Source organism: Pseudomonas fuscovaginae SE-1, from assembly GCF_000364705.1.
In the GTDB taxonomy this organism is placed as follows: Bacteria; Pseudomonadota; Gammaproteobacteria; order Pseudomonadales; family Pseudomonadaceae; genus Aquipseudomonas; species Aquipseudomonas fuscovaginae_A.
The window spans coordinates 1-12,896 of the sequence record NZ_AQOH01000139.1 but is presented as its reverse complement, the minus strand read 5'-3'; the positions used below and the strand labels follow the sequence as shown (position 1 = coordinate 12,896).

The window sequence follows — 12,896 nt, the reverse complement described above, 5'->3', positions numbered from 1 at the left end:
CGGCAAGTCGTTGAAACGTCCTTGAAACTGCCAAGGGGGCCGCCGCCACGCGGGGCCGCCCAAGGCATCCAGGCAATCAACGGCGCTTGGCCATCTCATTGATGAAGCGATCGAACAGCGGCGCCACATCGTTCGGGCCCGGGCTGGCTTCAGGGTGGCCCTGGAAGCTGAACGCGCTCTTGTCGGTACGCTCGATGCCTTGCAGCGAGCCGTCGAACAGCGACTTGTGGATCGCCCGGACATTGCCTGGCAGGGTCGCTTCATCCACGGCGAAACCGTGGTTCTGGCTGGTGATCATGACGACACCGGAATCCAGGTCCTGCACCGGGTGGTTGGCACCATGGTGGCCGTGACCCATCTTGATGGTCTTGGCACCGGAGGCCAGGGCCAGCAGTTGGTGACCCAGGCAGATACCGAACACCGGAATCTCGGTCTCCAGGATTTCCTTGATCGCCTGGATCGCGTAGTCGCAAGGCTCCGGATCGCCAGGGCCGTTGGACAGGAACACGCCGTCCGGCTTGAGGGCCAGGGCTTCGCTGGCAGGCGCCTGGGCCGGCAGCACGGTGACGCGACAGCCGCGCTCGACCAGCATGCGCAGGATGTTCGACTTGATGCCGTAGTCGTAAGCCACGACGTGGTAAGGCAGGTCGGCGGCGTCGATGGTCGCGTGGCTGTCGGTCTTCAATTCCCAGACCGTCGAACGCCACTCGTAGGCTTCCTGGGTGCTGACGACTTTCGCCAGGTCCATGCCTTTCAGGCCTGGGAAGCCGCGCGCCGCGGCGATGGCCGCTTCCTCGGTGATGTTGTCGCCGGCCAGGATGCAGCCGTTCTGCGAGCCCTTCTCACGCAGGATGCGGGTCAGGCGACGGGTGTCGATACCGGCGATGGCCACCACGTTGTTGGCCTTCAGGTAGTCCGACAGGGACATCGTGTTACGCCAGTTGCTCGCCACCAGCGGCAAGTCGCGGATGACCAGGCCGGCCGACCACACGCGGTTGGACTCGGCATCCTCCGGCGTGGTGCCGGTGTTGCCGATGTGCGGATAGGTCAGGGTAACGATCTGTTGGGCGTAGGAAGGATCGGTAAGGATTTCCTGATAGCCGGTCATTGCGGTGTTGAACACCACCTCACCAACGGTCTGGCCGTCGGCTCCAATGGCTTCGCCGCGAAAAATGCTGCCATCAGCAAGGGCAAGTATGGCTGGCTTAGTCAAGAAGACCTCCCGTAAATAAAGCCTGAAAGGGCGATCGCAGGTTGTAAAAAAGCGGAGTGACGTATGGACACGTCACCCCGCTTCTTTCACTGAATTATTCTGCGCGCTTTTAGTGGACACACTAAAGCTGTAGCTTACAGAAAAATGCTTTTTTAATCCACCGCTAATGAGCCTTGAAGGCCAGGAAATGCGACAGGACGTCGCCAAGCGGTCTTGAGGGCGTACACGCCTCGCATGTACCCCGCTGCAGGAGCGAGGCTTGCACGCGAAAGCGATCTTGAGATCGCCAGAAGCTTCGCGGGCAAGCCCTGCTCCTACAAGGAAAAGGCGCGCCATAGAGCGGGACGCGCCATTCAGATCAATGCAGGTCGAGCACATCCTGCATGTCGTACAGGCCGGCCGCCTTGCCATCCAGCCACAGCGCCGCACGTACGGCACCCTTGGCGAAGGTCATGCGGCTCGAGGCCTTGTGGGTGATCTCCAGGCGCTCACCCTCGGTCGCGAACAAGACGGTGTGATCGCCCACCACGTCACCACCGCGCACGGTAGCAAAGCCAATGGTGTCACGCGCCCGCGCGCCGACGTGCCCCTCACGCCCATAGACCGCGACTTTCTGCAGGTCACGTTCCAGCGTATCGGCGATCACCTCGCCCATGCGCATGGCCGTCCCCGAAGGCGAGTCGACCTTGTGCCGGTGATGCGTCTCGATGATCTCGATATCCGCATCCTCACCCAGCACCCGAGCCGTCAGCTCGAGCAGCTTCAGCGACAGGTTGACGCCCACGCTGAAGTTGGCGGCGAAGACAATCGGAATATCCTTGCCCGCCTCCACCAGCAACTGCTTCTGCTCGGGCGTCAGGCCGGTGGTGCCGATCACCATGGCCTTGCCGGCCTTGCGGCAGAATGCCAGGTTCTTGAGCATCACTTCCGGCAGGGTGAAGTCGATCAGCACGTCGAACTCTTCGGCCACCTTCTCCAGCGCATCGGACAACGGCACGCCGATACGCCCCAGAGACGCCAGCTCACCGGCGTCGGCGCCGACCAACGAACTGCCCGGACGCACCACGGCCGCCGTCAGACCGGCGACCGGCACCTGCTGCTGCACCGCCTCGACCAGGATCCGGCCCATGCGCCCAGCGGCGCCCATCACAGCTATACGTCGCATAAAACGCTCCTTACAGGTCGCCGAAGAAGCGCTTCATACCTTCGAACCAGCCACTGGCCTTGGGCGAATGGGAACTGTCGACATCCAGCGAGGCACGGAACTCTTCCAGCAGCTCACGCTGACGACGACTCAGGTTCACCGGCGTCTCGACGGCCACGCGGCACATCAGGTCGCCCGCACCACCGCCACGCACCGGCGCCACGCCCTTGCCGCGCAAACGGAACTGCTTGCCGGTCTGGGTGCCTTCCGGAATCTTCAGCTTGACCCGACCGTCCAGGGTCGGCACTTCCAGCTCGCCACCCAGGGCGGCATCGACGAAGCTGATCGGCACTTCGCAGTACAGGTGCTTGCCATCACGCTGGAAGATGTCGTGCTCACGCACATTGATCACGACATACAGGTCGCCGGTCGGACCACCCTGGGTGCCCGCCTCGCCCTCGCCGGACAGACGGATACGGTCGCCGGTATCGACGCCCGACGGCACCTTGACCGACAGGGTCTTGTACTCTTCGACACGCCCCTGTCCGTGGCAGGACTCGCACGGATCGGAAATGATCTTGCCCTGGCCATGGCAGCGCGGGCAGGTCTGCTGCACCGAGAAGAAGCCCTGCTGCATGCGCACCTGGCCGATACCGCCACAGGTCGGACAGGTCACCGGCGAAGAACCCTTCTTCGCGCCGGAACCGTCGCACGGCTTGCAGTTGACCAGCGTCGGCACGCGGATATTCACGGTGGTGCCGCGCACCGCTTCTTCCAGGTTCAGCTCCAAGGTATAGCGCAGGTCGCTGCCGCGCTGGGCACCGCCACGGGAACCGCCGCGGCCGCCACCGAAGAAATCGCTGAATACATCGCCGAAGATATCGGAGAAGTTCTGCCCGCCGAAGCCGGCACCGCCGCCGCCCATGCTCGGGTCGACGCCGGCATGACCGTACTGGTCGTAGGCGGCCCGCTTGCTGGAATCGGACAGAACCTCGTAGGCCTCGTTGGCCTCCTTGAATTTCTCTTCCGCAGCCTTGTCATCCGGGTTGCGGTCCGGGTGATATTTCATCGCAAGACGACGATAAGCCTTTTTCAGCTCCGTCTCGCTGGAGCCACGCTCGACCCCCAATACCTCGTAATAGTCACGCTTTGCCATAAATTGCCCCTGAGGCCAGCACCCGAGCGCTGTCGCATGCTGTAAAAATTTGCGTACTCCAGACACGCCAACGCGGGAGCAAGCTCCCGCGCGGCGACATCCTACCAGTCACCGCGCAAACGCAGTCAACCGGCCGACCAACAAGCAGTATTACTTGTGGTCTTTGACTTCTTCGAACTCGGCATCGACGACGTCGTCCTTGTGCGCCTCTTCCTGGGCAGGCTGCGCACCGGCTTCAGGCTTGGCACCCTGCTCGGCGTACATCTTCTGCGCCACAGGCGCGGAGACCTTGGACAGCTCCTCGACCTTGGCGTCGATGGCAGCCTTGTCGTCGCCCTTCACGGCGGCTTCCAGGGCGACCACGGCGGCTTCGATCGCGGTCTTCTCTTCGGCGCTCACCTTGTCACCAGCGTCGGCGACCATCTTGCGAGTCGAGTGCACCAGTGCGTCGCCCTGGTTGCGAGCGGCGGCCAGCTCTTCGAACTTGCGGTCTTCCTCGGCGTTCAGCTCGGCATCGCGAACCATTTGCTGGATTTCTTCATCCGACAGACCCGAGTTGGCCTTGATGGTGATCTTCTGTTCCTTACCGGTGGCCTTGTCCTTCGCGCCGACGTGCAGGATACCGTTGGCGTCGATGTCGAAGGTCACTTCGATCTGAGGCACGCCACGGGGTGCTGGCGGGATCTCGGACAGGTCAAACTTGCCCAGCGACTTGTTCTGCGCGGCTTGCTTGCGCTCGCCCTGCAGCACGTGGATGGTCACGGCGCTCTGGTTGTCGTCGGCAGTCGAGAACACTTGCGACTTCTTGGTCGGAATGGTGGTGTTCTTCTCGATCAGCGCGGTCATCACGCCACCCATGGTTTCGATACCCAGGGTCAGCGGGCTGACGTCCAGCAGCAGAACGTCCTTCACATCACCGGCCAGTACGGCGCCCTGGATCGCGGCACCCATGGCAACGGCCTCGTCCGGGTTCACGTCCTTGCGTGGCTCCTTGCCGAAGAAGTCGGTCACGGCCTTCTGCACCAGCGGCATACGGGTCTGACCGCCGACCAGGATCACGTCGTTGATCGAACCGACGTCGATACCGGCGTCTTTCAGGGCGATACGGCAAGGCTCGATGGTACGCTGAACCAGGTCTTCCACCAGCGCTTCCAGCTTGGCGCGGGAGATCTTCACGTTCAGGTGCTTCGGACCGCTTGCATCAGCCGTGATGTACGGCAGGTTGACGTCGGTCGACTGCGAGGACGACAGCTCGATCTTGGCCTTCTCGGCAGCTTCTTTCAGGCGCTGCATCGCCAGCGGGTCGCCCTTGAGGTTCATGCCGCTTTCTTTCTTGAATTCGTCGACGAGGTAGTCGATCAGACGGATGTCGAAGTCTTCACCACCGAGGAAGGTGTCGCCGTTGGTTGCCAGTACTTCGAACTGGTGCTCGCCATCGACTTCGGCGATTTCGATCACGGAAACGTCGAAGGTACCACCACCCAGGTCATAGACGATGACGGTGTGGTCGCCCTTGGCCTTGTCCATGCCGTAGGCCAGCGCAGCGGCGGTCGGTTCGTTGATGATGCGCTTGACATCCAGACCGGCGATACGCCCGGCGTCCTTGGTGGCCTGACGCTGGCTGTCGTTGAAGTAGGCCGGAACGGTGATCACCGCTTCGGTCACGGCCTCGCCGAGGTAGTCTTCGGCGGTCTTCTTCATTTTCTTCAGGATTTCAGCCGAAATCTGTGGCGGAGCCATCTTCTGGCCGTTCACTTCAACCCAGGCATCGCCGTTGTCGGCCTTGGCGATCTTGTACGGAACCATCTTGATGTCTTTCTGTACGACTTCTTCGTCGAACTTGCGACCGATCAGACGCTTCACCGCGTACAGGGTGTTGTGCGGGTTGGTCACGGCCTGGCGCTTGGCCGACTGGCCAACCAGGGTTTCGCCATCGTTGGCGTATGCAATGATCGACGGCGTGGTGCGAGCGCCTTCGGCGTTCTCGATCACCTTGACGTTGCCGTTTTCCAGAATGGAGACGCAGGAGTTGGTAGTCCCCAGGTCGATACCGATGATTTTGCCCATTTCACTCTCCCGAAACTTGGATTTTTTGCCGCAGCGGTTATTGCCAACTGCGGTAGCACTTAAACGCTTGACTTATAAATGGGGTCGCTATGACCGATTTCAAGCCTGCTCGTCGATCGTCGGCGAAACCGGTGCAACCGCCTTGCTCACCACCACCATGGCCGGGCGCAGCAGGCGACCGTTGAGCTGATAGCCCTTCTGGAACACCTTCAAGACGCTGTTCGGCTCGACGTCGGCGCTTTCCTGCATGGCCATCGCCTGGTGCAGCGAAGCGTTGAAGGGTTCGCCATGGGGATCGATGGCTTCCAGCTGGTGACGCTTGAAGGTGTCCTGGAACATCTTCAGGGTCAGCTCGATACCTTCGCGCATCGGGCGAATGCTTTCGTCATCGGGATTGGACAGCTCAAGGCCGCGCTCCAGGCTGTCGAGAATCGGCAGCAGGTCGCCGGCGAATTTTTCCAGGGCGAACTTGTGCGCCTTCTCGACGTCCTGCTCGGCACGGCGGCGAACGTTCTGCAGGTCGGCGGCCACGCGCAGCCCCTGGTCCTGGGCAGCGGCCAGTTGCTCCTCGAGCACCTGCACGCGGGTTGCCAGGTCATCGCTCGAAGCCTCGGCAGCCTGGTTGGCTTCCTGATTTTGCGCATCCAGATTCTGTTCGTCAGCCATAAAAACCTCCTTTCAATATCGTCCGCAGGCTTGGCCCGCGCTTCTGCCCCCATATATGGGGCCGCATTTTCCAGGTTCAAGTGCCCAAAACACGCTCTTCACCCGATCGATGGAGGTCCTGCATCGCCGATCGCACTAAAAAACCCGTTGATTCAAGCGAATCGGACTAAAGACAGGCATTGTCAGGCAAAATCAAAACACTGTATAAATAACCAGACCTGAACCTGGGAGCGGCCTTCATGCTGGTGCACCTGTCCGTACACAACTACGCAATCGTCGAACACCTCGACCTGGAACTGGATCGCGGGATGAGCGTCATCACCGGCGAAACCGGTGCGGGCAAGTCGATCATGCTCGACGCCCTCGGCCTGACCCTGGGCGACCGGGCCGACAGCGGCGTGGTGCGCCCCGGCGCGGACAAGGCCGATATCCTCGCCACCTTCGACCTGCAGGACATCCCGGAGGCCCGCCAGTGGCTCGCCGAGCGCGACCTGGACAACGACGGGCCTTGCATATTGCGCCGAGTCATCACCGCCGAAGGGCGTTCACGCGGCTATATCAACGGCTCGACCTGCCCTCTCGGCGATCTCAAGGCGCTGGGCGAACTGCTGATCGACATCCACAGCCAGCACGAACACCAGTCCCTGCTCAAGACCGACACCCATCGCCGCCTGCTCGACGAGTATGCCGGCGCGACCGACCTCGCCCGCCAGGTGCAGCTCGCCGCCCAGCGCTGGCGCCAGACCCGCCAGGAACTGGAGCGCCTGTCCAATTCCGGCGACGAGCAACGCGCGCGCCACCAGTTGCTCAGCTACCAACTGGAGGAACTGGAAAACCTCGCCCTCGGCGAAAACGAACTGGACGAGCTGGAGCAGGAACACAAGAACCTGACCAACGCCGAGACCCTGCTGGGCGTCTGCCGGCAAGTGGTCGAGCAATGCAGCGAAAGCGATTCGGGCAATGTACTGCACGCCCTCACCACCTGCCTGAACCGCCTGACCAGCGTCAGCAACGGCTCCGGCGCCCTAGGCGAAGCCGCCAACCTGCTGGCCAGCGCGCAGATCCAGGTGGAGGAAGCCGTCGGCGAGTTGAACCGCTTCGTCGACCACTTCGACGCCGACCCGGGTCGCCTGCAGTATCTTGAGGAACGCCTGGACGCCATCTATACCCTGGCACGCAAGCACCGCATCCAGCCGACCGAAGTGGCGACCCTGCAGCAGAAGCTGCTGGACGAAATCGAAACCATGAACGCCAACGACGAGGCCATCGAACGCCTTGGCGAAGAACTGGCCGCCTACGCCCGACATTACCAGGAGCGCGCCGGCGAACTCAGCCAACTGCGCCGCGAGGCCGCCACCGGCCTGGCCAGTGCGGTCGAGCAGGAAATACAGCGCCTGGGCATGCCGGGCGGGCGCTTCAGCATCGAGCTGCACGCCAATACCAGCGACGAACCACTGCCCTATGGCCTGGAACAGGTCGAACTGCTGGTCAGCGCCAACCCCGGCCAACCACTCAAGGCCCTGGCCAAGGTCGCCTCGGGTGGTGAACTGTCGCGTATCAGCCTGGCGATACAGGTGATCACCGCGCAGACCTCACGCATCCCGACCCTGGTATTCGACGAAGTGGACGTGGGCATCGGCGGGCCGACCGCGGAGATCGTCGGCCAGTTGCTGCGCCGTCTCGGCGACCGCGGCCAGGTACTGACTGTCACCCACCTGCCGCAAGTGGCCGCCCAGGGCCACCATCATCTGTTCGTGCACAAGGTGCGCGGCAGCGATGCCACACGCACAGCCGTATCCAAGCTGGGCAAGACCGAACGGGTCGAAGAAGTCGCGCGCATGCTCGGTGGCATCGATCTCACCAAGGAATCCATCGCCCACGCGAAAAAGATGGTGGTCACAGCCAAAAGCTGAGCCACAACATTTCAGGTAACAAAAAACACGAAGGCGACCCTGGGGTCGCCTTCGTTCGTTTCACGGACCTGAATCCGTACGACAGAATTACTTCTTCTTGCGTACGTACAGCACCAGGTTGTGATCCACCAGCTCGTAGCCATGCTGCTCGGCAATGGCGTGCTGGAGCTTCTCGATTTCCGGGTTGATGAATTCGATGACTTCGCCGGAATCCACGTTGACCATGTGGTCGTGGTGGCCGCCGTCCGCCAGCTCGAACACCGCATGGCCGCCATCGAAGTTGTGACGGACCACCAACCCGGCCGCTTCGAACTGGGTCAGCACCCGGTAGACCGTCGCCAGGCCGACATCCTCACCAGCTTCCATCAGCGCCTTGTAAACATCCTCGGCACTCATGTGACGCTGCTCGGTGGAATCGAGCATCTGTAGAATCTTGACCCGTGGCAGAGTCACTTTTAAGCCAGCTTTGCGTAGTTCGCTATTTTCAACCATGGTCAGCTTTCTCGCCGATGCTGCTTCGCAGCTTCTCTTAATACGGGTATGATCGGGGTTTACGTTGTCCCAGCCAAGATAGTGGAAGTCGCCCACCGATGCAAAACACCAAGCTCTTGCTAACCAGTTTCACCTTAGTGGGACTGCTCGCACTCGCCGGTTGTTCATTCCCCGGGGTTTACAAAATCGACATCCAACAGGGCAATGTCGTCACGCAGGACATGATAGACCAGTTGCGCCCCGGAATGACCCGGCGGCAAGTACGGTTTATCATGGGCAACCCCTTGTTGACCGACACCTTCCACGCCAATCGCTGGGATTATCTGTACAGCCTGCAGCCCGGTGGCGGCGAGCGCCAACAGGAACGCGTCAGCCTGATTTTCAGTGATGACGACAAGCTGGTGAACCTGGCGGGTGACTTCATGCCCGGCGTGAGCCGTGACGAAGCCATTCTCGGCAAGGACAGCGGCACGACGGTCGAAACTCCGGCGCAGAACGTCGAAACCCCGAAGAAGAAAGAGAAGCCAGCCAAGCCAGGTTCGCTGCTCGACCAGATCCAGAAAGACGTCGATGGCGTGAAAACCGTGCCGGTTCCGACTCCGGAGCCGCTGGATACCTCGCCGCAGTAATATCGCGACGCAAAAAAGCCCGGCCTGTCCGGGCTTTTTATTTATTGATGTCCCGTCCTGAATAAGGTTTTGATCGTTCCCACGCAGGAGCGTGGGAACGATCGATCCGCCTACAAGTTCTGCGCTCGAGCCTTGGCCGCCTTCTCCGCGCGCAACCGCCTCACCTCTTTCGGATCCGCCAGCAGCGGTCGATAGATCTCGATACGATCCCCCTCGACCACGGTCCTGACCTCGGGGTCATTCACCACCTTGCCGAAAATCCCCAACGGGCAACCCGACAGATCCACCCCGGGAAACTGCTCGGCCATCCCCGACAAGCCAACTGCCGCCCGCAAGGTAGTCCCCACCGGCACCGAAACCTCCAGCAGGCACTGACGCCCAACCTCGGCGTACACCACCTCGATGGCGACCCGCGACTCAGCCATTGATCTGCTTCGCCCGCTGACAGAATGCATCCACCAGCGTATTGGCCGCCTGGTTGAACAACGGCCCGAGAGTCGCCCGCACAATCGGCCCGGCATAATCGAAAGTCAGGTCGAGACTGATCTTGCAGGCCTTCTCGCCCAGCGCCTTGAATACCCAGACGCCGTGCAGTTGAGTGAACGGCCCTTCCTCAAGATTCATCTCGATCGACTGGCCCGGCACCAAAGTATTGCGGGTCACGAACTGCTGACTCAATCCGCCCTTGGCCACCGACAGCGTGGCGCGCATGTGCACATCCGAGCTTTCCAGCACCTGAGAGGCCGAGCACCACGGCAGGAATTCCGGATAACGCGCGACGTCGTTCACCAGGTCATAAAGCGCCTGTGCCGGATAGGGCAGCAGGGCCGAACGTTGAATATGGGTCGTCATGTCAGCGTCAATTCCACGGCTGGGCAGCATACAAAAGAGGGCGCATTGTCCGGGATTCATCCTACGCGCTCAAGCACGCAGCTTCACCGTAGCCGACGGACGCGCAACCCCCTATAATGCCGCCCCTATGGCTAAACAGAAGAAACACCCTACAGGGACCATCGCGCAAAACAAAAAGGCGCGCCACGATTACTTCGTCGAACAACGGTTCGAGGCTGGCCTGGTCCTGGCCGGTTGGGAAGTAAAGAGCTTGCGGGCGGGCAAGGCACAACTGGTCGACAGTTACGTGCTGCTCAAGGATGGCGAAGCCTGGCTGTTCGGCAGCCACTTCACACCGCTGACCACCGCCAGTACCCACGTCATTGCCGACCCGACGCGCACGCGTAAGCTGCTGCTCAATCAGCGCGAGCTGGAGAAGATCTTCGCTGGCGTACAGCAGAAGGGCTACACCTGCGTGTGCCTGTCGCTGTACTGGAGCAAGCATCTGGTCAAGTGCGAAATTGCCCTGGGCAAGGGCAAGAAGGAATACGACAAGCGCGATACCGAACGCGAGCGCGACGCCGGTCGGGAGCTGCAGCGTGCGGTGCGCAACAAGGGCAAGGAAGACTAAGCCCCGCACACCGCCCCTGTATGCAGGAGCCTGGTTTGCCCGGCTCCTGCAGGTCCGTGCCGTACAGCAATTCCGAGTGCGACTCGGCCACTGTGGGAGACTCTAGTCCGGGGCAAGACTTGAGGACTTATTCACGGCGATCCGACGCTTCGGTGAGCCCTGCTCCCACACGGTAAGGGCCAGGCGCGGCCACTGTGGGAGGCGGCCGGGCGGCGCTCCGCTTGCTGGCGATTGCAATCCAAAGGCAACCACCTCCCCGCCTGAACAAACGCAACCGCCCGCTCAAATCCCCTTGCGCCGCTCCGCCCGCGCCACCCGCTGCACTTCCTGGCGCACCTCTTCCAGCACTTCCTGCACATACAGGATATGCCGGCTCGACACCTCACGCGCCTGCTCGGCCCTGCCTTCGATGATCGCCAGGTACAACTCCCGGTGCTGACTGATCAGCATGTCGCGAGTCTCCGTGCGCTGCTTGTACATCCCACCGATGTTGGTCACCACATTGCGCTTGAGCAGATCGAACAACCCACGGATGGTGTGCAGCAACACCGCGTTATGACTGGCCTCGGCAATCGCCAGGTGGAAGTTCGCATCGGCCTCGCCCTCCTCCGCGCGGCTCACCTCATCCGCCCGTGCATAACAACTCTGCAGTCGCTCGAACGCCACCCGCAGCCGATCACGGTCCACTTCGGTGGCGCGCAGTGCCGCGTAGTAGGCGCAGGACGCCTCCAGCGTATGGCGGAATTCGAGCAGGTCGCGCTGGGCCTCGGGATTGTTTTCCAACAGGTGCAGCAACGGATCGCTGAACGTCGAACCCAGCGTCTCCACCACATAGTTGCCACCACCCTGCCGACTCGCCAGCAGCCCCTTGGCCACCAGCTTCTGGATCGCCTCGCGCAACGACGGCCGCGACACGCCGAACTGCTCGGCCAGCGCACGCTCGGCCGGCAGGCGCTCACCGGGCTTGAGCGTACCCTCGAGAATCATCCCCTCGAGTCGCTCGACAATATCGTCAGACAAACGGCGCTGACGAATCTGATCAAACCCCATCACTCACTCCTCACGCTCCCGAACCCTTGCCGGGGCTGCCTATTCTGGCCTATTGGCGCCGCGCCAGCACCCACCAGAGAGCGTCTGAATCACCCGATCAGTTCCTTTTTCCGACCTCTGTGCGACGAAAGTTTCAGGGCGGCAAATTGACACATGCCCCGCAAGGCTTTTAACCTAGCGCACAACGATTGTAAATTGGTATTACCAATTATCCAAATCGGTTTATCTGCGCCTACCAACAACAATTAGGGGCCACCCCATATGCAAACCTGGCAACAGCTCTACAGTCCGCTCGGCAGCCTCGGCCTGTCCGCTCTCGCGGCCGTCATTCCCATCGTGTTCTTCTTCCTCGCCCTGGCGGTGTTCCGTCTCAAGGGGCACGTGGCGGGCAGCATCACCCTGGCCCTGGCGATCCTGGTGGCGATCTTCGCCTTCAAGATGCCGGTCGACATGGCCCTGGCCGCGGCCGGCTACGGTTTCGCCTATGGCCTCTGGCCGATTGCCTGGATCATCGTCGCGGCGGTGCTCCTCTACAAACTGACGGTCAAGAGCGGTCAGTTCGAAATCATCCGCAGCTCGGTGCTGTCGATCACCGACGACCAACGCCTGCAGGTGCTGCTGATCGGCTTCTGCTTCGGCGCGTTCCTCGAAGGCGCGGCCGGTTTCGGCGCCCCGGTAGCCATCACCGCCGCGCTGCTGGTCGGCCTGGGCTTCAACCCGCTGTACGCCGCCGGCCTGTGCCTGATCGCCAACACCGCGCCAGTGGCCTTCGGCGCCCTGGGCATCCCGATCATCGTCGCCGGCCAGGTCACCGGTATCGATGCGTTCAAGATCGGCGCCATGACCGGCCGCCAACTGCCGCTGCTGTCGCTGTTCGTGCCGTTCTGGCTGGTGTTCATGATGGACGGCCTGCGCGGCGTGCGTGAGACCTGGCCAGCCGCGCTGGTCGCCGGCCTGAGCTTCGCCATCACCCAGTACTTCACCTCGAACTTCATCGGCCCGGAACTGCCGGACATCACCTCGGCCCTGGCCAGCCTGATCAGCCTGACCCTGTTCCTGAAAGTCTGGCAACCGCGCCGTACCGCCGGCGCGCAGATCGCCGGT

The 12,896-nt window shown here is 61.9% G+C and carries 13 protein-coding genes; 4 read left to right on the top strand and 9 right to left on the bottom strand.

Annotated features, from left to right (window positions below; translation table 11 throughout):
* Positions 1–76: 76 nt before the first annotated feature.
* The 5 genes from carA to grpE form a co-directional block, all read right to left on the bottom strand.
* Positions 77–1,213 carry a glutamine-hydrolyzing carbamoyl-phosphate synthase small subunit gene (carA, locus tag K675_RS0113925; protein WP_017904121.1) on the bottom strand — a complete coding sequence of 379 codons (1,137 nt, stop codon included), beginning with the start codon at positions 1,211–1,213 and terminating at the stop codon, positions 77–79.
* 358 nt (positions 1,214–1,571) lie between these two features.
* Positions 1,572–2,378 (bottom strand): 4-hydroxy-tetrahydrodipicolinate reductase, encoded by an 807-nt coding sequence (gene dapB, locus K675_RS0113920; RefSeq protein WP_026145179.1) that lies wholly within the window; start codon positions 2,376–2,378, stop codon positions 1,572–1,574.
* A gap of 10 nt (positions 2,379–2,388) precedes the next feature.
* A complete protein-coding gene (gene dnaJ / locus K675_RS0113915) occupies positions 2,389–3,513 on the bottom strand; it encodes a molecular chaperone DnaJ (RefSeq protein WP_026145178.1) in 1,125 nt (374 codons plus the stop codon).
* Between the two features lie 150 nt (positions 3,514–3,663).
* Positions 3,664–5,580 carry a molecular chaperone DnaK gene (gene dnaK, locus K675_RS0113910; RefSeq protein WP_017904118.1) on the bottom strand — a complete coding sequence of 639 codons (1,917 nt, stop codon included), beginning with the start codon at positions 5,578–5,580 and terminating at the stop codon, positions 3,664–3,666.
* Positions 5,581–5,679: 99 nt separating this feature from the next.
* The gene (gene grpE, locus K675_RS0113905) at positions 5,680–6,246 is read right to left on the bottom strand and encodes a nucleotide exchange factor GrpE (protein ID WP_017904117.1); all 567 of its coding nucleotides are present in this window, start codon (positions 6,244–6,246) and stop codon (positions 5,680–5,682) included.
* A 239-nt stretch (positions 6,247–6,485) separates the two neighbouring features.
* On the opposite strand from grpE, the gene recN reads away from it, so the two are divergent.
* Entirely contained in the window at positions 6,486–8,159 is a 1,674-nt protein-coding gene (gene recN, locus K675_RS0113900; protein WP_017904116.1) for a DNA repair protein RecN, read from the top strand.
* An 87-nt stretch (positions 8,160–8,246) separates the two neighbouring features.
* Here recN and fur read toward each other — a convergent pair whose 3' ends face one another.
* Positions 8,247–8,651, bottom strand: a complete 405-nt coding sequence (fur, locus tag K675_RS0113895; protein ID WP_026145177.1) for a ferric iron uptake transcriptional regulator — start codon at positions 8,649–8,651, stop codon at positions 8,247–8,249.
* 98 nt (positions 8,652–8,749) lie between these two features.
* Between fur and K675_RS0113890 the strand changes: the two genes are divergently transcribed.
* Positions 8,750–9,280, top strand: a complete 531-nt coding sequence (locus tag K675_RS0113890; protein ID WP_026145176.1) for an outer membrane protein assembly factor BamE — start codon at positions 8,750–8,752, stop codon at positions 9,278–9,280.
* A 110-nt stretch (positions 9,281–9,390) separates the two neighbouring features.
* On the opposite strand, the gene K675_RS0113885 is transcribed toward K675_RS0113890, so the two are convergent.
* The gene (locus tag K675_RS0113885) at positions 9,391–9,705 is read right to left on the bottom strand and encodes an RnfH family protein (protein WP_017904113.1); all 315 of its coding nucleotides are present in this window, start codon (positions 9,703–9,705) and stop codon (positions 9,391–9,393) included.
* Complete coding sequence (locus K675_RS0113880; RefSeq protein WP_017904112.1) at positions 9,698–10,132, bottom strand: type II toxin-antitoxin system RatA family toxin; 435 nt, start codon at positions 10,130–10,132, stop codon at positions 9,698–9,700. The genes K675_RS0113885 and K675_RS0113880 overlap by 8 nt, the downstream gene beginning before the upstream one ends.
* A 127-nt stretch (positions 10,133–10,259) precedes the next feature.
* On the opposite strand from K675_RS0113880, the gene smpB reads away from it, so the two are divergent.
* Positions 10,260–10,742 carry an SsrA-binding protein SmpB gene (gene smpB / locus K675_RS0113875; protein ID WP_010447282.1) on the top strand — a complete coding sequence of 161 codons (483 nt, stop codon included), beginning with the start codon at positions 10,260–10,262 and terminating at the stop codon, positions 10,740–10,742.
* Positions 10,743–11,024: 282 nt separating this feature from the next.
* On the opposite strand, the gene K675_RS0113870 is transcribed toward smpB, so the two are convergent.
* Positions 11,025–11,792, bottom strand: a complete 768-nt coding sequence (locus K675_RS0113870; protein ID WP_017904111.1) for a GntR family transcriptional regulator — start codon at positions 11,790–11,792, stop codon at positions 11,025–11,027.
* Positions 11,793–12,053: 261 nt separating this feature from the next.
* Here K675_RS0113870 and K675_RS0113865 point away from each other — a divergent pair.
* Positions 12,054–12,896, top strand: an 843-nt coding sequence (locus K675_RS0113865) for a lactate permease LctP family transporter (RefSeq protein WP_017904110.1), incomplete at its 3' end; no start/stop codon positions are given.